Source organism: Gilliamella sp. B3892, assembly GCF_026536305.1.
Taxonomy (GTDB): domain Bacteria; phylum Pseudomonadota; class Gammaproteobacteria; order Enterobacterales; family Orbaceae; genus Gilliamella.
Genome location: NZ_JAFNOK010000002.1, coordinates 329,301 through 356,157, shown reverse-complemented (window position 1 = coordinate 356,157; position 26,857 = coordinate 329,301). Strand labels below are relative to the sequence as shown.

31 protein-coding genes and 1 tRNA gene are annotated in these 26,857 nt (G+C 35.2%); 14 read left to right on the top strand and 18 right to left on the bottom strand.

Annotated elements, in window-relative coordinates:
* From J3U74_RS04255 to J3U74_RS04235, 5 genes are all read left to right on the top strand, one after another.
* On the top strand, positions 1-1,448 hold a 1,448-nt coding region (locus tag J3U74_RS04255; protein WP_267337945.1), incomplete at its 5' end, for a DUF2345 domain-containing protein.
* The gene (locus J3U74_RS04250; protein ID WP_267329254.1) at positions 1,420-2,202 is read left to right on the top strand and encodes a hypothetical protein; all 783 of its coding nucleotides are present in this window, start codon (positions 1,420-1,422) and stop codon (positions 2,200-2,202) included. The genes J3U74_RS04255 and J3U74_RS04250, both read left to right, overlap by 29 nt.
* Entirely contained in the window at positions 2,165-2,770 is a 606-nt protein-coding gene (locus tag J3U74_RS04245) for a hypothetical protein (protein WP_267329255.1), read from the top strand. The genes J3U74_RS04250 and J3U74_RS04245 overlap by 38 nt, the downstream gene beginning before the upstream one ends.
* Positions 2,771-3,012: 242 nt before the next feature.
* On the top strand, positions 3,013-3,354 hold the full coding sequence (locus J3U74_RS04240; protein ID WP_267329256.1) for an SH3 domain-containing protein: 342 nt from the start codon (positions 3,013-3,015) through the stop codon (positions 3,352-3,354).
* A 29-nt stretch (positions 3,355-3,383) separates the two neighbouring features.
* A complete protein-coding gene (locus tag J3U74_RS04235) occupies positions 3,384-3,734 on the top strand; it encodes a hypothetical protein (protein ID WP_267329257.1) in 351 nt (116 codons plus the stop codon).
* 45 nt (positions 3,735-3,779) lie between these two features.
* On the opposite strand, the gene J3U74_RS04230 is transcribed toward J3U74_RS04235, so the two are convergent.
* From J3U74_RS04230 to J3U74_RS04215, 4 genes are all read right to left on the bottom strand, one after another.
* Positions 3,780-4,280 (bottom strand): cupin domain-containing protein, encoded by a 501-nt coding sequence (locus tag J3U74_RS04230; protein ID WP_267329258.1) that lies wholly within the window; start codon positions 4,278-4,280, stop codon positions 3,780-3,782.
* 19 nt (positions 4,281-4,299) lie between these two features.
* Entirely contained in the window at positions 4,300-5,037 is a 738-nt protein-coding gene (locus J3U74_RS04225) for a carboxymuconolactone decarboxylase family protein (protein ID WP_267329259.1), read from the bottom strand.
* A 104-nt stretch (positions 5,038-5,141) separates the two neighbouring features.
* The gene (locus J3U74_RS04220; protein ID WP_416379776.1) at positions 5,142-6,173 is read right to left on the bottom strand and encodes an alpha/beta hydrolase; all 1,032 of its coding nucleotides are present in this window, start codon (positions 6,171-6,173) and stop codon (positions 5,142-5,144) included.
* 366 nt (positions 6,174-6,539) lie between these two features.
* Positions 6,540-7,079, bottom strand: a complete 540-nt coding sequence (locus J3U74_RS04215) for an HPP family protein (RefSeq protein WP_267329261.1) — start codon at positions 7,077-7,079, stop codon at positions 6,540-6,542.
* A gap of 114 nt (positions 7,080-7,193) precedes the next feature.
* Here J3U74_RS04215 and J3U74_RS04210 point away from each other — a divergent pair, with 114 nt between their 5' ends.
* Complete coding sequence (locus tag J3U74_RS04210) at positions 7,194-7,763, top strand: TetR/AcrR family transcriptional regulator (RefSeq protein ID WP_267329262.1); 570 nt, start codon at positions 7,194-7,196, stop codon at positions 7,761-7,763.
* 168 nt (positions 7,764-7,931) lie between these two features.
* On the opposite strand, the gene J3U74_RS04205 is transcribed toward J3U74_RS04210, so the two are convergent.
* The 3 genes from J3U74_RS04205 to J3U74_RS04195 all read right to left on the bottom strand — a co-directional run bounded on the left by J3U74_RS04205 (position 7,932) and on the right by J3U74_RS04195 (position 10,127).
* Positions 7,932-8,498 (bottom strand): TetR/AcrR family transcriptional regulator, encoded by a 567-nt coding sequence (locus tag J3U74_RS04205; RefSeq protein WP_267329263.1) that lies wholly within the window; start codon positions 8,496-8,498, stop codon positions 7,932-7,934.
* A gap of 49 nt (positions 8,499-8,547) precedes the next feature.
* The gene (gene gap, locus J3U74_RS04200) at positions 8,548-9,549 is read right to left on the bottom strand and encodes a type I glyceraldehyde-3-phosphate dehydrogenase (RefSeq protein WP_267329292.1); all 1,002 of its coding nucleotides are present in this window, start codon (positions 9,547-9,549) and stop codon (positions 8,548-8,550) included.
* Between the two features lie 490 nt (positions 9,550-10,039).
* Positions 10,040-10,127: transfer RNA gene (locus J3U74_RS04195), tRNA-Ser, on the bottom strand.
* Between the two features lie 192 nt (positions 10,128-10,319).
* On the opposite strand from J3U74_RS04195, the gene J3U74_RS04190 reads away from it, so the two are divergent.
* The 6 genes from J3U74_RS04190 to J3U74_RS04165 are packed head-to-tail and all read left to right on the top strand — an operon-like array spanning position 10,320 to position 13,827.
* On the top strand, positions 10,320-10,637 hold the full coding sequence (locus J3U74_RS04190; protein ID WP_267329264.1) for a TusE/DsrC/DsvC family sulfur relay protein: 318 nt from the start codon (positions 10,320-10,322) through the stop codon (positions 10,635-10,637).
* Positions 10,638-10,652: 15 nt separating this feature from the next.
* Positions 10,653-10,949 carry a cell division protein FtsB gene (gene ftsB / locus J3U74_RS04185; protein ID WP_366915713.1) on the top strand — a complete coding sequence of 99 codons (297 nt, stop codon included), beginning with the start codon at positions 10,653-10,655 and terminating at the stop codon, positions 10,947-10,949.
* Positions 10,950-10,957: 8 nt separating this feature from the next.
* Positions 10,958-11,653: a 2-C-methyl-D-erythritol 4-phosphate cytidylyltransferase gene (gene ispD / locus J3U74_RS04180; protein WP_267329265.1), complete on the top strand. Its 696-nt coding sequence runs from the start codon at positions 10,958-10,960 to the stop codon at positions 11,651-11,653.
* Between the two features lie 12 nt (positions 11,654-11,665).
* Positions 11,666-12,157 (top strand): 2-C-methyl-D-erythritol 2,4-cyclodiphosphate synthase, encoded by a 492-nt coding sequence (gene ispF / locus J3U74_RS04175; RefSeq protein WP_267329266.1) that lies wholly within the window; start codon positions 11,666-11,668, stop codon positions 12,155-12,157.
* Positions 12,158-12,172: 15 nt separating this feature from the next.
* Positions 12,173-13,195 (top strand): tRNA pseudouridine(13) synthase TruD, encoded by a 1,023-nt coding sequence (gene truD, locus J3U74_RS04170; protein WP_267329267.1) that lies wholly within the window; start codon positions 12,173-12,175, stop codon positions 13,193-13,195.
* A gap of 5 nt (positions 13,196-13,200) precedes the next feature.
* A complete protein-coding gene (locus tag J3U74_RS04165; RefSeq protein ID WP_220219135.1) occupies positions 13,201-13,827 on the top strand; it encodes a protein-L-isoaspartate(D-aspartate) O-methyltransferase in 627 nt (208 codons plus the stop codon).
* Between the two features lie 112 nt (positions 13,828-13,939).
* On the opposite strand, the gene pnuC is transcribed toward J3U74_RS04165, so the two are convergent.
* The gene (gene pnuC / locus J3U74_RS04160) at positions 13,940-14,632 is read right to left on the bottom strand and encodes a nicotinamide riboside transporter PnuC (RefSeq protein WP_267329268.1); all 693 of its coding nucleotides are present in this window, start codon (positions 14,630-14,632) and stop codon (positions 13,940-13,942) included.
* Between the two features lie 2 nt (positions 14,633-14,634).
* Positions 14,635-15,870: a multifunctional transcriptional regulator/nicotinamide-nucleotide adenylyltransferase/ribosylnicotinamide kinase NadR gene (gene nadR, locus J3U74_RS04155; RefSeq protein ID WP_220219137.1), complete on the bottom strand. Its 1,236-nt coding sequence runs from the start codon at positions 15,868-15,870 to the stop codon at positions 14,635-14,637.
* Between the two features lie 213 nt (positions 15,871-16,083).
* On the opposite strand from nadR, the gene J3U74_RS04150 reads away from it, so the two are divergent.
* Together J3U74_RS04150 and recD are read left to right on the top strand one after the other, a co-directional pair.
* Positions 16,084-17,664 (top strand): mucoidy inhibitor MuiA family protein, encoded by a 1,581-nt coding sequence (locus J3U74_RS04150; protein WP_267329269.1) that lies wholly within the window; start codon positions 16,084-16,086, stop codon positions 17,662-17,664.
* A 23-nt stretch (positions 17,665-17,687) separates the two neighbouring features.
* A complete protein-coding gene (gene recD / locus J3U74_RS04145; RefSeq protein ID WP_267329270.1) occupies positions 17,688-19,541 on the top strand; it encodes an exodeoxyribonuclease V subunit alpha in 1,854 nt (617 codons plus the stop codon).
* Between the two features lie 100 nt (positions 19,542-19,641).
* On the opposite strand, the gene J3U74_RS04140 is transcribed toward recD, so the two are convergent.
* The 9 genes from J3U74_RS04140 to rsfS form a co-directional block, all read right to left on the bottom strand.
* Complete coding sequence (locus tag J3U74_RS04140) at positions 19,642-20,367, bottom strand: amino acid ABC transporter ATP-binding protein (protein ID WP_267329271.1); 726 nt, start codon at positions 20,365-20,367, stop codon at positions 19,642-19,644.
* A complete protein-coding gene (locus J3U74_RS04135) occupies positions 20,364-21,065 on the bottom strand; it encodes an ABC transporter permease subunit (RefSeq protein ID WP_220219141.1) in 702 nt (233 codons plus the stop codon). Before J3U74_RS04135 ends, J3U74_RS04140 begins: the two co-directional genes overlap by 4 nt.
* Position 21,066: 1 nt before the next feature.
* Positions 21,067-21,801, bottom strand: a complete 735-nt coding sequence (locus tag J3U74_RS04130; protein ID WP_267329272.1) for an amino acid ABC transporter permease — start codon at positions 21,799-21,801, stop codon at positions 21,067-21,069.
* Positions 21,802-21,884: 83 nt separating this feature from the next.
* The gene (locus J3U74_RS04125) at positions 21,885-22,793 is read right to left on the bottom strand and encodes a glutamate/aspartate ABC transporter substrate-binding protein (protein WP_267329273.1); all 909 of its coding nucleotides are present in this window, start codon (positions 22,791-22,793) and stop codon (positions 21,885-21,887) included.
* A 221-nt stretch (positions 22,794-23,014) separates the two neighbouring features.
* Complete coding sequence (gene lnt / locus J3U74_RS04120) at positions 23,015-24,559, bottom strand: apolipoprotein N-acyltransferase (protein WP_267329274.1); 1,545 nt, start codon at positions 24,557-24,559, stop codon at positions 23,015-23,017.
* Complete coding sequence (gene corC, locus J3U74_RS04115) at positions 24,552-25,424, bottom strand: CNNM family magnesium/cobalt transport protein CorC (RefSeq protein WP_220219145.1); 873 nt, start codon at positions 25,422-25,424, stop codon at positions 24,552-24,554. Before corC ends, lnt begins: the two co-directional genes overlap by 8 nt.
* 73 nt (positions 25,425-25,497) lie before the next feature.
* Positions 25,498-25,962: an rRNA maturation RNase YbeY gene (gene ybeY, locus J3U74_RS04110; RefSeq protein ID WP_267329275.1), complete on the bottom strand. Its 465-nt coding sequence runs from the start codon at positions 25,960-25,962 to the stop codon at positions 25,498-25,500.
* A 10-nt stretch (positions 25,963-25,972) separates the two neighbouring features.
* Positions 25,973-26,443: a 23S rRNA (pseudouridine(1915)-N(3))-methyltransferase RlmH gene (gene rlmH, locus J3U74_RS04105; protein ID WP_220219147.1), complete on the bottom strand. Its 471-nt coding sequence runs from the start codon at positions 26,441-26,443 to the stop codon at positions 25,973-25,975.
* Between the two features lie 4 nt (positions 26,444-26,447).
* Positions 26,448-26,762, bottom strand: coding sequence for a ribosome silencing factor (gene rsfS, locus J3U74_RS04100; protein ID WP_324099755.1), 315 nt, complete (start codon positions 26,760-26,762; stop codon positions 26,448-26,450).
* Between the last annotated feature and the right edge of the window lie 95 nt (positions 26,763-26,857).

Sequence of the window (26,857 nt, the reverse complement as noted above, 5' to 3'; positions counted from 1 at the left end):
ACACCTATGGCTTTCACTTTCCGTTAATTGACGGCACAGAAGTGGCGATAGCCTTTACCGACAGCAACCCCGACCGCCCGTATATTGCCCATGCCATGCACGACAGTGCCCATCCTGACCATGTCACCACGATAAACAAACATCGTAATGTGATACGTACTCCGGCCAATAATAAATTGCGGATGGATGACAAACGGGGGCAGGAGCATATCAAACTGGCGACTGAATACGGTAAAACGCAACTTAATCTGGGTCACTTAGTTGACCAAAACAAAACGCCACGGGGTGAAGGGTTTGAACTTCGCACGGATGACTGGGGTGCCATTGCAGCTGAAAAGGGCTTATACCTGACCAGCCAAACCGAGCCAAAAGCGCAAGGCAAACAACTGGATATGCAAGGTGCGATTACCCAGCTGGAAAATGCCTTATCGATAGCCAAATCACTCCAGCAAGCAGCTCAACAATCCGAAGCCCACGATGCCGATACCGACAGTCAGGACCAGCTCAAGGCCAACTTAACTGAACTGGCCCAAAGTGGCATCTTAGCTTATGCGCAAGAAGGCATTGCATTAACCAGCCCGGAAAACATTCAGCTATCAACCGGTAACAGCGTGAGTATCACGGCGGAAAACCAAACTGACATTACGGCATTAAAAAACATCACGGTATCATCGGGAGAAGCGATAGGGTTATTTGCCCACAAATCAGGGATGAAGGTTTTTGCCAATCAAGGGGATATTGACATACAAGCCCAAAATGCCAACCTGAATATGGCCGCAAAACAAGATATCCACATTGACAGTGTTGACGGCAAACTGACCATTACCGCCAGCAAAGAGCTAACCTTAATCTGTGGCGGCTTGTACATCAAAATCAGCAGTAAAGGCATAGAGCTAGGCACACCAGATAACGTTAAGCTTAAATGTAATGTGATGCAAAAAATGGGACCGAAAACAAAGCTTGTACCTGAAATTATTTTACCTGGTATTTTTAATTTTATCGGCGTAAGTCAATATAGCATGAGGTTTTTGTTGACTGACAATGATGATAATCCCATTGTATTCATGCCATATAAAATTTGGCATGGTGAAAGCGTTTATGCTAGAGGAACGACAGATTCAAATGGTTATACCAGTACTGTATATTCTGAAGCAGAAATACCATTACATGTGGAAATAGATATAGATAGATTAGGAGAAAATAATGTCAGTAGCAGTAGTGAAGGTCAATATAACATGAAGTTTTTGTTGACTGACAATGATGATAATCCCGTTGTATTTATGCCATATAAAATTTGGCATGGTGAAAGTGTTTATGCTAGAGGAACGACTGATTCAAATGGTTATACCAGTACTGTTTATTCTGAAGCAGAAATACCATTACATGTGGAAATAGATATAGATAGATTAGGAGAAAATGATGTCAGCAGTAGTCATGAATTGGGTTAATAAGCAAAAAGAGCGGAAAACAACAACAACTTTACAAGGAAATAATAATATTACTTCAATAGGAGTAACGATGACTGCTTATGTTAATAAAGTAGCGGATGATGGGTATGTAACCGTACTTCTTGATGGTGAAGGAGAAGTGAGATTTGGTCTTTATATGTATACCAAATTAACTTTATTTGGAATCAATAATAATGGTGATAGAGTTAGATTTAAAATAGAAGATGGTGAATATAAAGGTCGTATAGGTTCTATGGTAATTAAAAAAGGTGTTGATACCCATCTTGGTGTAATCTCACCAGATAATAGCATACCAACGATTAAAGTAAAATATGGTAAATTTGTTACTAATTGGTATTCTAAACCTAGAGATGAAATATTAGATCAACAATTTGCTACGTTAACTGTAGGAAATATATCGGTACAGGTTACGTTAAATTCAGATTGGAACACGCCAAATAGAACACCACTACCTGAAGGAATTTATGAAATTTCTGTCCCTGATGGCGGTCATAATCCTAAACAAACCGATTTTTATACGGTTGGTAATCGTCCTGTGAAAAATTATAAAATTTGGTTTCCTATTTTGCCTTTATCTGAAGAACGATTTATTCATGTTGGTCATCTATCTCATGGTTGTGTATCTATTGTTGATTATGAAAAATATCCAGAAATACATGATTATTTAGTTAAACATAGAGGAAAAGGAAAAAATAATGATGATATTGTCGCACTTTTGGAAGTTATTAAGTAAATTTTTATTTATTTGTTTTTTTAGCTGCAGTGCAAGTCAAGCTATTGCTAAGAGTTTTCATGACTGTGATTTGAATTGGATGGTAGAGCATCCTATTGAAGAATGCACAGATTTATATGAAAAGAAAATTTCATCATTGACGGCAACGCAAAAGCAATATTTTGAAGATGAGTTTAAAAGAATTGTAGATGACAAAAGGACAGTACCTGTATGGGTTATAGCTGAGGAGCTTTCTTATCTTTTTAAGGATTATCCAACATCAAAAGTACTGTTTACTAAATTAAAAATAGATGAAAAAGTTAGCAGGACAAATGAATATGATAGTAAACAAATAAATTGGGATGATCCAACATGTTCGGATTGTTTATATTACTTCTTTATGCTTAAACAATTTAAAATTTTATCTTCTATGCTAGAAAAAAAAGGTATATTAGATACCAAAGAAAAAAACATGTTGCTTATTAGTAAACAACGTATTGAGTGCTTAACTGATATTATTGATTATCTGAGTAATAATCTGGACAAATCAATTGAACGAAAAACCATTATCGATAAATGCTATAATTAACAGTTTTTCTTTACACACCTAACAGTAAGTAACCTGATAAATATATTATGCTAAATGGAGATATATTTTAAATCAGGTTTTTTACTAAAGGGTGTATTGTCACAAAATCTCAATTAAAAAAAGAAAACCCTAACAAAAAAAGATGGTAATTATATAGATATGGCGACTTTACCGCTAAAAAAGGTTTAACAGCAAGACAATTTAAACCAAATTTAGATTCGGAATACTTTACTTGTGAAGATTTGCCGACTTTCATCACCCAAACGCAGACAGAGGCAAGCAAAATTCCTGATGCAGATAAAACATTGGTTGGCATATCAAAAGGTGCAAAATCACTGGCGTCACCATCAAAATCGGATACAACCGTAGGTCAAGTACTTAAAGACACCAAAATAAAAGTATTGAGTAAACAAATTAATATGAACTGGTTACAAATTGAGATTAACACATCTGAGACCGAAACTAAAAAGTTATGGGTAGAAAATAGTAAAAAGATAGCCGAAAAAGCCAAAGCTGAAGGGAATATAGAATTAGCCGAAGCAACCCCGCCTGGTGCCAACATCCTCTACAGCAGAGTGAATTAACCGGCAGCCAAAATGTAGTTCAAATACCGATGATATTTACTCTGAATGATAAAGAATTTCAAGCAGAAAATGCCCGCGCAGTTGACGACAAAGGTACGTTATGGATTTTAATCCCAAAAGATGCATTAGGCAGTGACAATCTACCTGTCCACGGTTGGGCAGCCATCGGGAGTGAAGGCGTAAAAAAAGTCAGTTGTTGGGACTGGTTTGATTTTAAGGAGATTATAGAAACCAGCAGTTTAAAAGAATTTTACCTGGGTGCGAAAAAAGCGGAAACCCGAAACAAACATAATGCTTCACTTGAGCAATATAAGCCAACCATTAAAGCGACCCTAACAATATTAGATAAACATATACGAATAATGAATATACGGCATTAACAACTGAGTGTTTTAGATGATTTTCATCCTAAACCTTAGTTGATTTTATTTACTCTGATATTGTGATTCAGTTACTTTTTCAAGCCAATCACTACTTTTACCATCGACAATATCGGCGAGAGCAAAATGGGTAAAATAATAGTCAGGTGACGCACCATGCCAATGTTTGACGCCAGCAGGTACCCATACAACTTCACCCGGATTAATCTCAATTATGTCATCACCCCATTTTTGAACACGTCCTTTACCGGCTACGCCAATTAGCATCTGGCCATTAGGATGAGTATGCCAATTGGTTCTTGCACCTGCTTGAAAAGTAACATATCCAGCGGATTTATCTAATGGATCTTTAGCTGTAATTAATGGTGAGATAGTGACATATCTGGTAAAATTATTTTCTGAGCCTTTAACCATTGTATTTATGTTATGTCGAATAATATAAATCTTATTATCCACCTTAATTTCCTCCTGATCGTTAGCTACAACATTAGGAGTGCTAAAGCTGAAAGTAAATAAAAAGAGTGTTGTTAGCCATGTACTTTTCATGTTGTTTTCCAGATTGAAGTTATTGTTGACGATTGCTCAAGACTTGATTAAGCACTGTTGTTGCATTGTTGGCTATATCTTTATCAATATGATTATTAATTAAAGCAATTAAATCTCGTAATTGTGACTCAGTTATACCATTATGCATGCTTACATTAATATGTGATTTGAGTTGTGTGTTTACATTACCTAAACTGGTTAAGGCAGATACCGTTATTAATTCACGAGTCTGATAATCTAATACACCACGTTCAAAAATATCTGCAAATAGATGCTCTTTTAAAAAAACTTCAATGGTAGGCACAAATGCAGCATAACCAGTTGAATGACCAGATGGAAGGACGCCAGTTAGTAAGGCTAAATTTTCTTTGCCTATCTCGTATTTACTTTTGTCTGTACGAACTTGATTAGGTTCTACGCCAATCTCATCATAAATCCCTTTTTCTTGACGACTTTTAAGAACTTTTTCAAAAGTAATAATACCATTTAAACTACGAGGAAAACCTGTATAAGCATACATTTGAATCAATATTTCTTTTATTTCATTAATTGTTAAACCGCAAGTCAGCCCTTCATCTAATGCCGCAGCTAATGACTCCAAATCACCTTGAGCGGTTAAAGCAGCAATTAATATAATACTTTGTTGTTTTGGTGTAAGAGTTGAACTTTCACTCTCCGGTAAAGTATTGGCATTTGAACCACTACTAAATATTGCCAGCAGAATGCTGGCAAAAAATATTCGAAACTTATTAAACATATCGTTGTTTCTGTAAAATAGACGGTACAATGCATCGTAACTCACTCATCGTTACAAAAAATTGAACACTTTGTACCGTTTTTAAAATGTATTAGAATTAATGTTTAGAGATTTTTATCGTAAAATTGAATTAATTTATCTACAGCTTGATCAACATATTTAGGTACCCAATAGGTTTCGATATGTGTTGCGTCAGGGATAAGATAGAGTTCTTTGTTTTTTGTTCCCGTAGCACCTTTGAACGCTTTTTCTGTCATATATAAAGAATCAGCTTTACTACCAGCCATCATCAATAATGGTTGATTTATTAGATCCATATTGCTGGCCGCATCAAAATGCATCAAATCAAGTAAACTGCTCATAGTGTATTTAGAACTTGAATTTGGATGGGCGTGAGTATATTGATAATATTCCATTCCTTGACGATAGAGTTCGAAAGGCAAACTCGCAATTTGGTCTTTAGTTAACTTATTATCTCCACCAACGTAAATAACACTACCCCCAGCGGCTTCTTGAGCTCTTGCATCAGTAGCTTGTTTTAATCGCTGTTGAATAGTATCTAACTGAGAATCCATATAACCATTACGGCGAACTAAACCTGAATCAAACATACTTAATGTAGCCACAGCTTTAAACCGTTTATCAGTTTGTGCAGCTTTGATTGAATAACCGCCTCCACCGCAGATTCCAAGCAAACCAATTCGATCGGTATCGGCACCTGCGTATTGGCTTATATAGTCTGCCATACCATGAATATCTTCAATTCTATTAGCTGGTTTATCCACATAACGTGGCTCACCTCCGCTACCACCTTGATAAGCAGCGTCAGCTGCAATAGTTATATAATCAAGCTCAGCTAAGCGTTGAGCATAAAGCCCTGCGACTTGTTCTTTAACTCCACCATTTGGATGAGCAACAACTACTACAGGATATTTTTTTGTCGGGTCATAATTAGGAGGGGTATAAATATTAGCAACTATTTTGATGCCATGAAGTTGGTAGGTAACAGGATGAATATTAACTTTACCTTTTATATTTTCAGTAATCGCACCTTGATAAGTCAATGTAAATGAATTTTTTCGATAATCATCAGCGACTGCACCACCAGCTAATGAGGCTGAAACAACCGTTGCCATAACCATTTTTTTAATCATTTTTATTTCCTCTTTATATTGATTAAAACCTAAAATTAATCGGCTTTAATCAAATATGAATAAAATTTAAGATGAGGAAAATTATAGTCGTCTATCAAATTACTTAAATATACAATTTTTGCAAATGTATGCCTATTTATCTCAAGAAATAGAGGAGATTGAATTTTATTCAATCTAACATGTAAATATTCGCGCGAGCTATTTTAAAAATTATTTAAAACAACAGTGGTTACTGCTTTGTCTTTTCCGAAATGTTAACCACTGCATCGACATCACTATTAGCTATAGTCTTTGCACCTTTTTGCTAAGCTATCCAATAAATATTTATCTCAATTAAAGGTATATTTATTACTCTTTCTTTTTATTATTGAAAAATGCTAACCAATAAACTGGCCACTTACTTTTTGATAGTAGATTGTTAACCACATAGGCTATTATTACTAAAGAAAGGGAACCTGAGAGCACAGGAAACAACAAAAAGTTGAAATCGTAATTAACCTGATTTGCTGTTAACAATATAACCAACGGATTAGCGCCTGCTGGTGGATGTACACATCTAAAGAATTGCATTGCTGCAATAGCACAACCCACCGCTAAAGCAGTAATAAAAATTGAATCACCAAATAATTTCAAAAATATAAGACCAATAAATGCTGATATAAGATGCCCAAAAATTACATTCCTTGGTTGTGCAAGAGGAGACTGAGAAACAGCAAATAAGATAACACATGAAGCTCCAAACGGAGCCATAATAAAATAGCTACCAGAATAGATAGTCAGATATTCCAGAGTTAAAATTGCCAAAGTTCCGCCTAACAGTCCTTGAAATAAATCAAGTAATTTAGGTCTATTAGGTAGTTTTTCACTACCCCAAAGAAAGAATTTCATTAATTGTTTTCCTTATAAGTTATAATATATGAATAGAAAATATGAACAGATCTGTACACAAAATTGATAGTAGTACAGATCTGTTCACTTTGCAATTTATTTAGGTGATTTATTTTGAAAAAAACATATGAATTAATTATAAAGACTGCTGAAAAACTGTTTTATCGAACTGGTTTTTCGAGTGTAGGCGTTGATGAAATTAGGGATATGTCAGGCTGCTCTAAAACCACTTTATACAATCACTTTGGAAGTAAAGATAAACTTATAGTGGAAGTATTAAAACATAGAGACTCAATATTCCGTTCAAAGCTTGTGAATTCTATTACTGGGCTTAATGGAAAAAATGCTATTTTGGGAATATTTAAATGGCATAAAAAATGGTTTTCCGAAGTGGATTATAACGGCTGCTTATTCATGCGAGCAGTAGAGGAAATGCGTGAAACCTTGCCTTGCGTATCAGATATACTTAAAGAGCATAAAGAATTTGTTAGAGGCCTAATTTATTCAAAACTTGAAGATTATTCTGATAAAGAGTCTTTGACAAATAAACTGATGGTGATTCTTGAAGGACTTATTAATATTGGTGTGGAGTATAAAAATGATAAGAATCTTAATGATCAGATTGAACAAGATGCCATTAATTTAGTGTTGGATCTGTTGGATAGGAATTCAGTGGGCAAATAAGAATGCTAAATTTAAAGTAAATATAAAATTTTCTCCTAGAATTTATCTAAACCACAAAGATGAGAGCTGTTCACTTTAGAGTGAAGCGCTATCATATAATCAACGGCTGATAATTTGTGAAATTGATATATGGTAAGTATAAAAACAAATCTAATTGTAAAAAAGAAGTTATGGAGTAAATATCTTCAATAATGTATTAATAGTTAGATGAAAATAGGAGTCATCTTGCAATCCTTTTGCAGAAATATAAGCACCTTGCAAAGCAGACATTAAGAGCGTTGCTGCTTCTAATGGTGCAAGAATATTAGAAATACTACCATCAGCAATCCCAATTTTTATAAGACTTTCTAGCGTTTTCTTCATAGACTCAAATCCACGATTAACCTCTGACGCTAACTTTTTGTTTTCCATAATAGCTCTGTCTCGAGCCATTTGACCAACCACACATCCTCTATCTATATTACGAGCTTTAAATAATAGATCTGAAAGTTTATTATATGCTTTTTTATCTGTATTTAGCACTGAAGCATTAAAACTTATCAGTTGATCGACATTATATTTTATTGCATGTAGGCACAGATCCTCTTTACCATTAAAATAGTGATAGAGGCTACCTTGACCGACTTCAGCACGAGTCAAAATATCTCTTGGGCTAGTAGCAGCTAGACCTTTTTCTAATAGGAGCTCAGCCATAGCTTTGATCAACTTTTCTTTAGAATTTTGTTTGTTATTCATTTTCACCATAAAACACCATACCACCAGTCGATGGTATGATTATAATTATTTATTTAATCTGTAAAATAGTATCTACTAAACGATTTGAAAAACCCCATTCATTGTCATACCAACTAACAACTTTGAGTAATTTGTCATCGATGACCTTAGTGAGCTTAGAGTCGAAAATAGATGAAGCTGGATTTTTAATAACATCAGATGAAACAATTTCATCTTCTATATAAACGAGAATACCATCTATTGTTTTAGAGCTAGTTGCTTGTTTAATAGTATCATTTACTAGTTGTTCTGTCACTTCTTTCTCTAGATTTAAAGTAAGATCTATCATTGATCCTGTAATTACCGGAACCCGAACAGATCCACCGTCTAATTTTCCATTCAACTCCGGAATGACTATGCCAATTGATTGCGCAGCACCTGTTGATGTAGGAACGATATTTTGAGCAGCACTACGCGCTCGCCTCATATCACGATGTGGAGCATCCTGAAGATTTTGGTCTTGCGTATAAGCATGGATAGTTGTCATAAAACCGGATTTAATACCAAAATTTTCATGTAGTACTTTTACTAAAGGAGCTAAACAGTTTGTTGTACATGAGGCATTTGAAATAATGTGATGTTCATCTTTATTATACATGTGGTTGTTAACACCTTGAACAATAGTCAAATCAACATTTGATGCAGGTGCAGAGATAAGAACTTTTTTAGCCCCAGCTTTGATATGGGCTTGAGCTTTTTTCCCGTCGTTAAACACACCTGTTGATTCCAGTACAATATCGATGTTGTGTTTAGCCCATGGGAGATTTTCAGGATGACGCTCTTGATATACAACGATCTCATGACCATCAATCACCAATAAGCCTTTTTTTACTTCGACACTTTTGGCAAAACGTCCAAAAGCCGTATCATATTTTAAAAGATGTGCTAGTTGTTCAATCGAACCTAAATCATTGATCGCAACAATTTTGATATTATGCGAACTCTCAAACAATGCACGCATAAAACTACGTCCAATACGACCAAAACCATTAATAGCTACATTAATCATAATTATCTCCATTTACATTTATATTTTAATAAAACATACCAATTAGTATGTATGTAAGATGATAATACACCACACTGTTTAAAAAGCAATAATTAATTAAATCCTTTTAAATATTGATATTTAAATATTTTTATTTGGTTTGTATGCAAGTTTTATCTATACGATTCGATACATACTGGTATGTATCGAATTAAAAAGAGGGAAGAATGAAAGAAATATCTATATTGGATACAACGTTAAGTGCTAGGAAATTGGTGCCAAAAAACGTAATGAATACAAAACAGAAATTTTAATTAGCTCTAGAGTTAGAAACCTTAGGAGTTAATCATATCGAAACGGGTTTTACTGATTCATAGCATTTGATTTTGAAGCTACAAAGTTGATTTAGAAAGTAAAATTTGGGCTATTTCTGTCAGAATAATTATTGACAAGTTTAGTATGGATTCTCGATATGAGTAAAAGCTTTATATTTTGACATGTTAGTATCGAAAGATGGCGGAAGCGCAGAGATTCGAACTCTGGGAGGGTCGCCCCTCGCCGGTTTTCAAGACCGGTGCTTTCAACCGCTCAGCCACACTTCCGCAATGGCTGTGAATATTAAAGGAGACGGAGTTATTTGTAAATAGCTTTTTTAATATTTTTTGTTGATCGCTCTAAATTTCATCATATTTTGTGAAAATTGCGCACTTGATGATGCTTTGCTCATCAAAAATAGTGTTGGAATCAAATTAATTGAGTATAATACAGCGCAAATAAAATAACGTATTGAAAAAATGTTAACGCAAATTGAGACTGATGATAAAGGTTACTTAAAAAATTGGCAGGATTGGACTGCTGATTTAGTACCTCAATTAGCTGAAAAAGAGTCGATTGAATTAACTGATGCACATTGGGAAGTTATCTTATTTGTTCGTGAATTTTATTTAGAATATAAAACTTCTCCCGCAATTCGAGCTTTAGTCAAAGCTATGGAAAAAAAATTTGGTGCTGAAAAAGGCAACAGCCGTTATTTGTATAAATTATTTCCGGATGGTCCTGCAAAACAAGCGACAAAACTTGCAGGTCTACCTAAACCAGTTAAATGTATTTAGGTTAAGGGAAAACAGATGATGAGATGGAAACTACCATTAATATTATTGATCGTGCTGGGCTACTTGCAATACTCATTATGGTACGGTAAGAATAATATTCATGATTATCAAGATAACTTGCAGATGTTAGCCAATCTTCATCAGGAAAATGAAAAATTGAAAAGCCGCAATGAACAAATGTTTGCTGAAATTAATGATTTACAGCGTGGTTTTGAGGCGGTAGAAGAGCGAGCACGCAGTCATTTAGGAATGGTTAAACCAGACGAATATTTTTATCGAATTATAATTGATTCTAACACTCAACAACAATAAGGCTTTACGTGACAAATACAAGTAATATTATTGCGATTGTTCCTGCTGCGGGTATAGGTTCCCGTATGAATAGCCAAACACCTAAACAATATTTAAAAATAGGAACAATGACAGTTTTAGAACATACGTTAAATAAATTATTAACACATCCCCAAATAGCCAAAATTATTGTTGTTATTAGTTCTAAGGATAAATTATTTAATACACTGTCAATTGCATCGCATCCGAAAATTAGTGTCACTATTGGCGGTAAAACCCGAGCGGATTCGGTTTTAGCTGGTTTACAATTACTACATGATGATCAATGGGCATTAGTGCATGATGCTGCAAGACCTTGTGTTGCTCACCAAGATATCACTCGTTTGATTGAAACAGTTACAAGACAACAACAAGGTGGAATCTTAGCAACTCGTGTTAGTGATACCATTAAACGAGCTTATCAAGATAACGATACAATCATTGAGCAATCAATTGATCGTACTTTTTTATGGGGAGCGGCAACGCCACAATTATTTAAAGCCGCTGAGTTGAAATCTTGCTTAAAAAAAGCTTTAACTCATCAAGTGGCAATAACTGACGAAGCTTCAGCTATTGAGTATTGTGGTGGCCATCCTTTATTGGTTGAGTGCCGTCGAGATAATATAAAAATAACTCGACCAGAAGATTTACTCTTAGCCTCTTTTTATTTAACTAAGCAGATTTAAAATAGGTAAAATATGAGAATAGGTCATGGATTTGATGTGCATAAATTTGGCGGTGAAGGACCGATTACCCTAGGAGGAGTTAAAATTCCTTATCAATATGGGTTAATTGCACACTCTGACGGTGATGTCGTTTTACATGCCATTACTGATGCTTTAATTGGTGCACTCGCTTTAGGTGATATAGGTAAACTTTTTCCCGATACCGATTCTAAATATAAAGGCATTGATAGCCGAATATTATTAAAAGAGGTTTACTCAATTATTCAAGCAAAAGGTTTTGAGCTTGCGAATTTGGATACAACAATTATTGCTCAAGAGCCTAAGATGCGCCCATATGTTGATCAGATGCGAGTCAACATTGCTGAAGATCTTAACGTTCATTATGATCAAATCAGTGTAAAAGCAACCACAACTGAGCAATTAGGTTTTACCGGACGTAAAGAAGGTATAGCTTGTGAAGCGGTAGTATTGTTAATAAAAAAATCAACAAAAAATCCAACCTAAAAGTAGGCATTATACGTGTTAGCAGAACTAAATTATTTTTATGGGAAACCAACCACAGCTGGAATTTATAAGCAACAATATGAAGATTTTATTGTTCAAGAAGAGCTAGGCTTTGAGCTTACTGGGGAAGGTGAACATGTTCTTGTTTATCTTAAAAAAAGAGATTGCAATACGGTTTTTGTTGCAGAGCAATTGGCAAAATATGTTGGTATTGCCGCTAAACAAGTAAGTTACGCTGGATTAAAAGATCGCCAGGCAGTGACTGAACAATGGTTTAGTTTACATATGCCTGGACAAGAAACGCCCGATTTTACCAATTTTGACTTAGCGGGTTGTCAGATAAAGCGAGTGACTCGACATAACAAAAAACTCAAGATTGGTGCTTTACAGGGCAATCATTTTAAGATTATTTTAAAAGAGTTAAGTCAGCATGCTGAGATAGAAACAAAACTAGCATTAATAAAACAACATGGCGTTCCTAACTATTTTGGTGAACAACGATTTGGGCGTGACCAAAATAATATTGAACAAGCTATCAAATGGGCACAAGGAGAAATATCGGTTAAAGATAGAAAGAAACGTAGTTTTTATTTGTCTGCGGCACGTAGTGCTATCTTTAATGATATTGTTAGTCAACGAATTGAACAGAACATTCATCAAACTGTGCTTGAAGGTGATATATTGCAGCTTGCCAATCGTGGCAGTTGGTTTGTTTCTAAAGCGGATGAAATAGCAACATTACAACAACGCTTGCAACAAGGAGAGATCAATATTACTGCTCCAATGGTAGGTGACTCATCTTTAAATACGCAAGGTGTTGCTTTACAATTTGAGCAAAGCTGTTTGAATAAATGGTCTAATTTTGCTGATCTGTTTAAAAAAGAGCGTCTTGAAACGGCAAGACGATCATTATTACTACGTCCGGAGCAATTAAACTGGCAATGGCTGGGAGAACATAGCCTTGAAATTAGTTTTTATTTGCCATCTGGTAGTTACGCAACAAGTGTGATACGTGAATTGATAATAAGAAATGAGTAACACAAATGCAAAGTTTGAAAATGCAGTCTTTAATTAAATTACTTAAGCAGCAAGGGATAAAAGATAATCGTGTTTTGAGTGCAATTGCTTCAATTCCGCGTGAATTATTTGTTGACGAGGCGCTTTCTCATCAAGCTTACGATAATCGTTCACTGCCAATTGGTAGTGGTCAAACTATTTCTCAGCCTTATATTGTCGCCCGAATGACTGAACTGCTTAGATTAGAGCCAAATTCTAAAGTCCTTGAAATTGGAACAGGTTCCGGCTATCAAACAGCGATATTAGCTAAATTAGTCGATCATGTATGTTCGGTTGAAAGAATTAAAAGCCTACAATGGAACACTAAGCGTCGCTTAAAACAACTTGATATTCATAATATTTCAACACGTCATGGTAATGGCTGGTTAGGGTGGGCAGAAAGAGGACCGTTCGATGGCATAATTGTTACAGCTGCGGCTTCAGAAGTTCCGCAAAACTTGTTAGCACAGCTCGCTAATAAAGGCCGACTAGTGATTCCTGTTGGTGAGAATAAGCAGATTTTGCAATTGATTGAACGTGATGGTGATAACTTTATTTCTAAAAATATGGGGGATGTAAGGTTTGTTCCATTAGTTAAAGGCGATATTGCATAAACTAGCCACCAGTTAGAATGATGGCTTTTATGACTATGCTAATAACTTAGTTTTTACTCTTTTAGTGTTAGTACTTTTTTCTTTTGAGTATCGCTAGCAGTATTAACTTAAATCAGCTATTTTTTTGTTCTGATAATTTCCATTCGCAGATACCATAAATCGCATTAAATAAGTAAATCAGATACTGGGTCGCTATCACAATATTATTGGTATAAATATTTAATCCAATGACTAACACATTTAATATTACCCATAAATACCAGTTAAAAGCATATCGCATCATTAACAGTAACTGAGCAACCACGCCTAAACCAAAAATAAAACTGTTGGTAATAAGTTGATAGATTGTGTTATCAACACTTAATGTGTTGGTCAAATAAACATTGAAAAACACAGCAGCAATCAGGAAAATTATGGAGCAAAGAAATATGTGTTCATTTAACGAACGTACTTTGACCTTGTCATTATTGTCTTGATTTTTATTCCAAGTGAACAAACCATAAATATGTGAACCAAAATAATAAAATGTTGGTAACCCAGCCCCGATATTGCCACCTAAAAAGTTGGCACAACACTCAGCCATCACAGCCAGCATTCCAACAACGTTGCCCATATTCTTACGTTTGGCTAATAAAATAACACATAATAAACCACACACAGCACCTATGTAAGAAACAGAGTAACGTAAATCTAATTGTTCAAAAGGGTCGGTAAATAAAAAGGCGATAGTGACACAAAGTATACAAAAGTACGGATATAACTTGTTGCGTCCTACTGATATAACTATTTGGCTTAATTTATTCATAATTAATACTCTTCATCATTAATAAGTTGATTAACCAATTCGATACTGCGTAAGTAACGTTCTTCATAATCGGGTGAATCTATTTGAATATAGTTAATATTATTTTTTTCTAACAATGTAATAAGCAATTGTTGAAAATCTTTACGTTGTTTTGGACTGCCTAAATGTCGTAAACCGTCTGCGACCCAAGGTGTATTGTTGCCCAATAAAATGACCAAATCGAAACGATAGTTGTTGATCATTGCTTGTAAGAAAGGATGCTCTTTGCCTTCATATTTTTTACAAAAGGCTTGAGTGGTGACAAAATCGGTGTCGATAAACGAAACCTTATTTGCATGTTTTATTGCAAAATCAATGTATTGAGCGTGACCAAGCGCAATTTTATCATAATCGGCATATTGTAAAGCTCTTTCATCCCCACCAAGTTGAGAAAAAACGTAATCTCGGCCGTATTCCCAAGCACTGGTAGTATTAAATACGTTTGCTAATTTATTGACCAAGGTTGATTTACCACTTGATTCACCACCTAGTATTGCGACAGTTCTTACAAAAAAGGGTCTTACTTCAGTTGGAATATATTGCCAATTTTTTAATGGTGCTCGCCTGATTTGAGTGCCGCTCACTTGCATAAATTGCCGCGTAGGATCGATTAGCACTGTCTCTAAATCAAATAAGTCTTTATACATCGAAACATCTTGCGGTTCGCTCGAGTAAACACAGTTAGGTTTGATGCCTTTTTCTCTAAATAATTTTTTAACACGTTCACTCCATTGATGCCAACCGTTAGGGTAAGCAGGAATACCGTCTTCTTCTAAAAGCTCTATATGGATGTTTTTCTGATACTTAAACGTTTGTAACAGCCACCGAATTCTATCGTTAATTGTTGGTTGGCGAGACATAGCACTTTGTTCAAACAATGCCATATCTCGGTTAGTATCAGAGCAGAGAACAACGTAAAGTTCATCTACTTGACTAATTGCTCGTTGAATAAGATAGATGTGTCCGGTATGCAAAGGATAAAATTTACCAAAAATAACACCAATTTTTTTATCTTTGGCGGATTCTTCGACTTGTAAGTACTGATGAAGTGAATGTAGTTTTTGTGCGCTAGGATTCTTAATTTTGTCATTAACAAGTTGACTTAAATAACCTTTTGTCATTTGACAGGCATCAGCAACAGTTTGTAGGGATAAATTTTTGCGTTTTATTGCTTTTTTTAAATAACTGAAGCTATTCATTTTGTTTCCTTCTCTGTTTTTTATTTGTAACAAAATTTACATTATTTTTATTAAATGTTCAATATATTAAACAAAATAATTAATATTAATGATTTTGTGTTTTTAGGGAATTAGACATACAATGATTTTGTGTTCTAGCTCTTTATTCATTTTGTTGATAAAAATGTTCTTATCAACTTTATTATTATGATTATATTTAAGGAAAGGAATTACATGAAAATTAAAACAGTTGTGCTTTTGATCGCTTGCTTCTCCGGAAGTGCTTTTGCAGATAATAATGTGACGCTAAATAAAGTAACATTATTTTTGAAAGGTGCAGAATTGGAAGGAGAGTCTAGGGTCTCATTAAAAAAAGGTGAAAATCAATTAGTTTTAACCAATATTGCAAATGGCACAAGAGCTAACTCCATTAATGTAGGATTTGACGATAATGACGTAAGAGTTTTATCAACGTCATTAAATGAAAATTATATTGATAATAAACAAAACGATGATGCAAAGCCATTACTTGAAAAGTTAAAACAGTTACAAGAAAAATACGATAACACTGAAATTCAACTGCAAGCAACAACCGAACAAGTCACTCTTTTACGTGGAAATCATTTGGAATTGCTATCAAAAGGGGCAAATAGTAATGTAACTGAATTAAAAAATATGTTGGAGTTTATTAAAACTAATTTAATTACTGCTTTAAGTGAAGAATACAAATTACAGAAAGAAATCGACCAATTGAAAGAGCAAATTCTAAAATGCCAAGAGGAGATTACGAATTTAGAAGAATCAACCAAAAACTCAACTAATGCAATTAATGTGACGGTTTATTCGAATAAAGATATCACTTTACCAATTAGATTATCTTATGTCACCAATGTTGCTGGTTGGAGTCCTGCATATGACGTACGAGTTGATGATATAAATTCACCAATGTATTTAACATATAAAGCTGATATCTATCAAAATAGTGGCCTGGATTGGAAAGATGTTGATTTTATTTTATCCACATCTAATCCAAGTAAAGGGATAACTGCTCCTTTTTTCCTGCCATGGTATATTGAAACGGTGAGCAGTAAAGGGTATAAAAAACTGGCAGCTGACGACTTTGGCGACAGCAATCGTTACAGCAGTTATTCGAATCAAGTTAATTCAAATGTAAATAATGTTACGGTTAATACTTTAGGTATTAATACCATTTTTAAGGTTAATTTACCCAATACTATAAAATCCAATTCTAAAAATAATATGCTAACTTTGCAAACTAAAGAAGTTGAAGCAAAATATCAATATGTTGCATTACCAAAATTGGATAATGGTGTTTATTTGCAAGCAAAAGTCGCAGATTGGGAAAAACTTAATCTCCTACCAGGTAAATTAACAGTATTTTTTGCGGGTAATTATATTGGTGAGAGTTATATTAATACTGAGGATTTGCCAGATACACTTGATATTGCTCTGGGACATGATAAAAATATTTATGTTTCACGTAATCGCAATGTGAATGAAACATCTAAACCTTCATTTTTTGGTAACGATATTACACAAAAATATGCTTATACTATAAATGTAAAAAATGCTAAATCATTACCGATAGATATTATGGTTTATGACCAACTACCGGTAATTAGAGATAAAATTATATCACTTAATGATACCAAATATGATGGCGCCGAATATGACCAAACAACAGGCAAACTCTCGTGGCAATTGAAGTTAAACCCAAGTGAAAGTAAAACTCTAAATTTAAGTTTCAAACTGACTTATCCTAAAGATCGAGTTGACGATATAATAGGGTTATAATTTCATTAAAACAGAAACAAAGTATGCTAAATCAGTGGTTAAACCAATTTAAACAAGACAGCCAAATCAGTTTGCTTGATATTCATTTGGTTGTGTTTTTAACTAACAAAGCTAAGTTGCATGATGAGTTAATCCTCAAACGTTTTAGCTTTTTGGTGCTATCACTGAGTAAAGAGGTAAGGTCAGGGCATGTCTGCCTTGATCTTACCAACTTGAACCAACAAACTATAGCGCCAGATGTCTGGCTGGATTTAGCTTCACCTACAACAAAGGATTGGCTAGATGCATTAGATCATGCTCAACATACACAAGTTGTGAGTGATGGCTCTAAACTTTCCCCCCTTATTCTTATCGATAATAAACTTTATTTTCAACGAATGTGGCACGATGAAAAGCAAGTAGCACAGTATTTTAATTGTAATGAGTTGACTGAAAATTCAGGGAACAATGTTGATTTGAAGTTAATATTAGACCAACTTTTTACCGACCGCCAAACTTTTATTGATTGGCAAAAAGTTGCCGTTGCGGTGGCATTGACTCGTAAAGTTGCCATTATATCCGGCGGGCCGGGAACCGGTAAAACCACCACGGTAGCAAAAATTTTAGCCGGAATCGTCTTAACTCAACCGAATGCAAGAATTGTGACCGCTGCACCGACGGGTAAAGCTGCTTCAAGACTGACAGAATCACTTAGTCGTGCTATTTCGCAACTCTCCTTTGATCATTTAAACATTAAAGCTGAAGCAGTGACGCTACATCGATTACTTGGTGCGAAGGCAGATAATCGTGAATTTAGTTATAATAAAAATAATCCCTTGAATATTGATGTGTTAGTGGTAGATGAAGCATCAATGGTTGATTTAAATATGATGGCAAGAATTATCGATGCTTTGCCTAAAAACGCACGCTTGATATTATTAGGTGATAAAGATCAGCTCTCCTCAGTTGAAGCCGGCGCAGTATTTGGTGACTTATGTGAATTTATCTCAACCGGATATAGCCCCGCTCGTGCAGAACAATTAAGCCAACTAACGGGTTATGCTATTCCATCGAGTCAACAAGTGGCCATAATAACCGATAGTATTTGTTTATTACAAAAGAGCTATCGATTCAATGAATCATCCGGAATAGGATTACTGGCTAATGCGGTTAAAGAAGGGCAAGTAGCCACCGCTAAAAAGCTTTTAGCTGATAGATTATTTCATGATATTCATTACCACCTTTTAACTTCCCAGCACGCATATGAAGCAGTATTGCATGATTGTGTTGACCATTATAAAAGTTATTTAACTGCTATCAATCCTAGAGGCAATAATGATATTGCTGACATTTTAGAAAAATTTGCTCAGTACCGGTTACTTTGCGCGGTACGTGAAGGCATGTTTGGTGTTGAAGGATTAAACAAACAAATCGAATCACTGTTAGCCGAAAAAAGATTAATTCATTTGAAAAACAAAGAAGCTTGGTATGTTGGCCGACCAATTATGATCTTGCGTAATAGCTCATCGTTAGGCTTATATAATGGCGATATTGGCATTACGTTAATGGCAGAACATGATAATACTAAACTGCGAGTCTATTTTCCTTTTGCTGACGGATCGATTAAGGGATTTTCGCCTTTTCGACTACCGGAACATGAAACAGCTTATGCGATGACGATTCATAAATCTCAAGGTTCAGAGTTTGATAAGGTCAATATTATTTTACCTACCGATTATTCACCACTGCTCAATCGTTCATTGCTTTATACAGCAATTACACGTGCTAAAAAATCTGTATCCATTTACGCTAATGAACAGATCTTATCACAAGCAATCAAAACACAAACCGTTAGACATAGCGGATTAGTTAATTTATTAGAAAATAAACAATCGTAATATTACGTTTTGAGGCTTGTAGCACAATCCAAACGGCGAACTAAAAACTACAAATATTGCGAGATATAAAAAAACAGGGCAATTTGCCCTGTGTAATTGATTAGTGAATAATCTTGGCTAAAAAGTCTTTAGCACGATCAGATTGAGGATTGGTAAAGAATTGCTCTTTAGAGGTATCTTCAATAATTTCACCGGCATCCATAAAAATGACACGATGCGCAACTTTTCGAGCAAAGCCCATTTCGTGGGTTACAACCATCATTGTCATGCCTTCATACGCAAGCTCAACCATAACATCAAGTACTTCGTTAACCATTTCTGGATCGAGCGCTGATGTTGGTTCATCAAATAACATAACGATTGGATCCATGCAAAGTGCGCGAGCTATAGCGACACGTTGTTGCTGACCGCCCGATAGCTGTGCAGGGTATTTATCTGCGTGGGCAAGTAAGCCGACTCGCTCAAGAAGGTTTAACGCTTTATCACGAGCTTCATCTTCAGCTCTACCTAATACTTTGATTTGAGCAAGCGTAAGATTTTTTAAAATTGTTAAATGTGGAAACAGTTCAAAATGTTGGAATACCATACCCACTTTAGAACGTAATTTAGCTAAATTAGTGGATTTGCTCGTTACTTCTGTTCCATCAATAATGATTTTACCTTGTTGAACTGGCTCTAAACCATTTACCGTTTTTATTAGTGTGGATTTTCCAGAACCTGAAGGTCCACAAACAACAACAACTTCGCCTTTACCGACTTTGGTACTACAGTTTTTTAAAACTTGAAATTGTCCATACCATTTTGATACATTTTCTAAGGAGATCATCGACTTATCCCTTTCTTGAAATAATTAACTAAACGTGAAGCAGTAAAACAAATTATAAAGTAACTTGCCGCTGCAAATATAATCATTGAATATTTAACTGTACCACCTTGTACATTACCGATTTGCGTCACACTTGCGCCAAATAAGTCGATTAAACTCATGACATAAACAAGCGAAGTATCCTGGAACAAGATAATACCTTGAGTTAATAATAGTGGCACCATCGATCTAAATGCTTGCGGCAGAATAATTAAACGCATAGCCTGACCTTTTGTCATACCGAGTGCATAGGCGGCGTGATATTGGCCTTTTGTAACTGCATTGATACCAGCACGAATGATCTCTGAATAATATGCCGCTTCGAAAAGGGCAAAAGCGATCATCGCTGAGACAATTCGTACATCTGCATAAGGCGGCAGATTAAAGACGAATTTTATTACTTGTGGTAACGCTAAATAGAACCATAACAATACTAATAATAATGGAATGGAACGAAATAAATTAACATAACATTTTGCAAAAATATTAAGAAATTTATTATTTGATAGGCGCATTAATGCTAAGACTGTTCCCCAAATAATGCCGAAAATAACAGCAATCAAAGTAATTTTAGTCGTTAACCATAATCCGCTTAATAATAGATGATAATTATCGCTTACCAGTGAAGGTATATTGGCAATCCAAGTATATAACTGCATATTATCCTCCGTGACTCATGTTTGGCAAACGAGTATGTTTCTCAACAATTCGCATAATGGTAAGTACAGCATAGTTAATAAGCATAAAGGCAATTGTTACACCACACAATATTTCAACAATACTATTGGTCGATTCATTGATGCGATCAATTTGTCCAATCAAGTCAATTAACCCAATGGTTGATGCAACAGAGGAATTTTTAATAATATTGGTCATTTCCGAAGTTAATGGTGGAATAATACGCCTGTAAGCATTTGGTAATAATACGTACTGATAAGCTTGTCGGTTTGTTAAACCAAGCGCAATTGCGGCATATCTTTGTCCTTTTGGCAAAGTTTGAATACCGGTTCTGACCTGTTCAGCAATACGAGCAGAGGTAAATAAACCTAAAGCAATTGATGCTGTAATAAATGAACTGATATTTGGTGATAATCCCGAAATAAACCAAGTTTTTAAACTCCCGGTCAATAATTCAGGTAGTATCATGTACCATAAAAACATTTGAACAAGTAAGGGAATATTACGAAACAGCTGAATGTAGCCAGCGGCAAATTTATTTAAAAATTTGTTGTCCAATGTTCTGCATATACCGACAAAAGACCCTAACACAAATGCAATAATCCATGCGGTAACGGCTAATGAAACTGTGACAAAAATACCGTCCAACAACCAGTTTAGGTAAATTCCGTCACCATAAGGGGTGGGTTCAAAAAATAGTGTCCAATTAAAACTCATAATATATTTAATTCACTAAATTAGATTATGTACTAAATGCCAATTACATTTAGTACACAGGATTAGAAAGAATAAGAAAAGTATTAATCTAATGCTTTATCGTTAGGATTTGCAAAAAGCTCAACCATTTTAGGTGAAATTTCCAGATCCATATTTGCGCCTTTTGGCGGTACTGGTTGAGTAAACCATTTGTTATATGATTCCAGTGCTTTTCCTGATATTTGAGCATCAGCAATGGTTTTATCCATTAATTGTTTAAATTGAGTATCGCCTTTTCTTAACATACAGCCATAAGATTCATAAGATAACGGTTCGCCAACAATTTTCCATTCTGTTGGGTTAATTGCGCGAGAACGTTCACCAGCAAGCAAAGCATCATCCATTAAAAATGCTACTGCACGACCAGTTTCAAGAGCATTAAATGCATCACCATGATCTTTTGGCGTAATAATACGAATGCCTAAGCCTTCTTTACTATTGATTTGATTTAAACGAATTTCAGAAGTTGTACCTGCTGTGGTAACGACATTTTTACCTTTAAGATCTTCAATACTTTTAATGTCGCTATCAGCTTTCACTAAGAAACGTGTACCAACAATAAAGATGCTGTTCGAAAAATCAACCGTTTTTTGGCGTTCAAGATTGTTAGTGGTCGAACCGCATTCAAAATCATAAGTGTAGTTATTAAGTAGTTGAATACGAGTCTTAGAAGTAACAGGTAAATATTTTACTTTTAGATCTGGTAAATTTAACTCTTTTTTAACTGCTTCTACAATCAGATTCGAATAATCTTGTGAATAGCCAATGACCTCTTGTTTTTCACCATAGTAGGAAAATGGAATAGAAGATTCACGATGACCAACAACAATCACACCACTATCTTTAATTTTGGCTAAAGTACCAGTTAGTTCTTCTGCAACCGCTGATCCGCTAATTAGACCTAACATTGCAAATGATAATACTAATTTGGTTAATTTTGTCTTCTTGTTCATACTCATCTCCTACTGTTTAATTTGTATCATATTAAATTTATTTAATATTTTTACAAAGGGCGTATATTATAACTTATTTTTTAGCATAAAAGTACTTTTTACTATTTATTTGTAGATAATTGGAGCTAGATACAACGTCAGATTCTGGCATTTTAACAATAGATTTTTACCCAATTTCTTTAGAAACCAATTACATATAAGCAATAATTGTGCCAGTCTTACTAATTATGACGTTTTTTTATAAAAAGTGAGATAAGCATTAAAGATATGATTAAAAAATAGAGCTTATTTCCCCATTTGGCATAAGGAGTTAGACCAGTGGTGGGTGAAATCGTGTCGATTAATACATCAGTTTTAAATTGAGGTAATTGTTTAATGATATTACCTTTATGGTCTATTATCGCTGTAATACCATTATTGGTACTGCGAATTAACGGTCTACCAAACTCTAATGCTCTAGCTTGCGCCATTTGCAAATGCTGCTTAGGCCCAATGCTGTCACCAAACCACGCATCGTTGGAAACGGTTAATAAAAAATCAGTATCAGCCGTGAAATTCTGCCACATTAAATCAGATAAGATGATTTCATAACAGATAGCAGTGGTAAATTTAAATCCTTTCATGGTCAGTGGCGGTTGGTTTACTCCCCCCGGTTGCATCGAGGACATAGGAATATCGAGTATATTGGTCAAAGGTTGAAGTACGGATTCTAAAGGCGTGAATTCACCAAATGGTACTAAATGGTGTTTTTGATAGCGATTAGTTGTTGGATATTGATAAGGTTTTGGTTCTCCTAACACGATCAAGCTATTATAAACTTCGCTAGTTGGGCTGTTTCCAAATTGACTAAAGCGGTAATCAATAATTCCTACAGCGACCTCTGAATCATTCGCTCTGGCTTGATTATCAATATATTGCAAATAGGGTTGCTGGTTGAGTTCATAATCGGTGATACTGGCTTCAGACCAAATAATAATTTTGTTTTTATCTAAGTTGTCTTCGGTCAGCTTAGCGTAGGTTAGTAATGTATTATTCAGTTGCTCAGATGACCAACGTATTGACTGAGCAATGTTTGCTTGCACTAAAACAAAATTGGCTGAACGCTGATTATCAATAGTTGTCCATTGAATATTTTTGAGTGAAATTGGTGCAATTAAGATCACTAACAGTGCAATAATTGCACCAAATGCGTGCCATTTTTGGACTGTTTTAATCAGCTTATGTAAGCTAAAAACTAATAATCCACATAAAATGGTGAAAATAAGATTAAGCCCGTCAATCCCCACAATTGGAAAAAAGTTCCGTAATGGGCTATCAAGTTGGCTGTAACCGAATTGTAGCCAAGCAAAACCAGTAAGAATATAACCACGTAAAAATTCGGTTATTTGCCAAACAATTGGCATTATCAGTACCAGTTGTTTAAACGTAAATGGTTTAGCCACTCTATCAGCTGAGCGAATAAGGAAAGCAAACAGCATTGGAAAGAGTGATAAATATAAAACTAAAAAACCTAAAATAATAACGGCAATAAAGGAGGGGAGTTCGCCATACTGTTTAATACTGAAATATATCCAGTGAATGCCAGCTGAGAAATATCCAATACCCCAGCAAAGTCCTAGAACTAAAGCTTGTTTTTTGGATTTGTTTGCTATTAACCATAACAGTCCGGCAAATGACACAAACGCCAAAGGCCAGATGTGAAAAGGCGCATAGCTAAAAACAGCAATGGCACCGAATACTAGACTGAATAAAATCTGTTTAAGCATGCTCCGGCATCTCTAAATTTGGCACGGTTGCGCCATCAGGTATGGTGACATGTAATTGAATTATTCGTCTTCTATCAACAATTGTGACCTTAAATTGATAGCCGTCAATTGTGATACTTTCACCACGTAAAGGTAAACGACCGAAATGTTGCATCACCAATCCACCAATTGTATCCATTTCATCATCACTAAATGAAGTGGCGAAAATTTCGTTGAAATCTTCAACTGGTGTAAGTGCGCGCACGGTGTAAACCGATTGGCTTAAGCGACGGATATCACGATCTTCAATTTCATCGTATTCATCTTCAATATCACCGACAATAAGCTCTAAAATATCTTCGATAGTGACAAGTCCCGATACCCCGCCAAATTCGTCAATCGCCATTGCCATATGGTAGCGCTGCATACGAAACTCTTTGAGCATATGATCGACACGCTTACTTTCCGGCACAACTACAGTTGGTCTTAAGATCTTTTTTAAATCAAAATCATTAACGCCTTGGCGTATATAGATAAGTAAGTCTTTGGCTAATAAAACACCTTCAATATGATCTCTATCTTCACTAATTACCGGATATCGGGAGTGACCATGTTCAGAAATAATATCTAAACATTCATCAAGTGTATAATTATCTTTAATTGTTACAATTTGAGAGCGGGGAATCATGATATCGCGAACTCGCTGTTCGGCTATATCCATTACACCTTCAATCATATCAAGGGTGTCAGGATCGATAAGCTCGTTTTCTTCTGCTTCACGAATCACTTCAATCAGTTCTTCTTTATCTTTTGGTTCTGAATGGAATAACTGACTTAACCATAAAGTAAACCCTTTTTTTGGGCTCCGGTGATTGTCATCACTCATTTGCTCTTTTCCTTTCTGTCTTGTTGTTTTAAAGATTCTATTTAGTTGATAGAAGTAATATTAAAAATTTTATTTAGTCAATTGGTTGATAAGGGTTATCAAATCCTAATTGATTCATAATATCAATTTCGATATTTTCCATTTCTTCAGCTTCTTCGTCAAGGATATGATCATAGCCTAATAAATGCAAACAGCCATGAACGATCATATGTGCCCAATGTGAAGATAATGATTTGTGTTGTTCTTTCGCTTCGGCTTCAACCACTTGTTTACAAATAACTAAATCGCCCAGCAAAGGTATATCAATTTCAATCGGTGACTCGAAAGGGAAAGACAGCACATTAGTTGGTTTGTCTTTATGACGATAAGTATTGTTTAATTGCTGACTTTCTTGCTCATCAACGATACGAATGGTAATTTCAGCATTTTCCATAAATTGTGGCAAAATGACTTCCAACCACTGCATAATCTGCTGCTCGGTGGGTAAATTTTCATTATGCTCGGTGGCAATTTGCAAATCTAAAATAACTGCGCTCATTTTATTGCTCTTATTCCCGATGATAAGGATGATTAGTGGTTAAACTCCATGCTCGATACAAGCTTTCAGCAACAATCACCCGCACCAAAGGATGTGGTAAAGTAAGTGGTGAGAGTGACCAACTTTGTTCAGCTGCAGCTTTACATGCAGGTGATAGACCTTCAGGGCCACCAATTAATAAACTAACATCTCGACCGTCTGTTTTCCAGCGCTCCAACTGCTCAGCTAAATTGTGGGTGGTATAAGGTTTACCCGGAATGTCCAAAGTCACAATACGGTTACTTTTGCCGCATGCGCTTAACATAAGCTCGCCTTCTTTGTCTAATATACGGGCGATATCAGCATTTTTAGTACGTTTGCCGGCTGGTATTTCAATAAGCTCTAATGGCATATCTTTAGGAAATCGAGAACGATAATCATCAAAGGCGGTAATGACCCAACTCGGCATTTTATTGCCAACAGCAATAAGCTGTATTTTCACGCCATTAACTCCAAAGTTTTTCGAGTTCGTAAAGTTGGCGGCTCTGTTCTTGCATGATATGTACAATAACTGAGTCCATATCAACCACGACCCAATCGGCATCGTTTTGGCCTTCACTACCTAATACAAGGTGCCCGTGTTTCTTCGCTTCGTCAAGTAAATGACCGGCGATTGATGCTACATGACGATTAGATGTGCCAGTACAAATAATCATATAATCAGTAATACTTGATTTACCACGTACATCAAGAGTTACGATATCTTGACCTTTTAGATCATCAATTTTATCTATAATAAAATCTTGTAACGATTGTTGCAAAATAAACTCTCTATTCGAATAAATAAAGCGCTAGTATAGCATATTTTTAAAAATAGCGAGCAGATCAGCCTAAGCAATCATTTTTTGACAAGAAG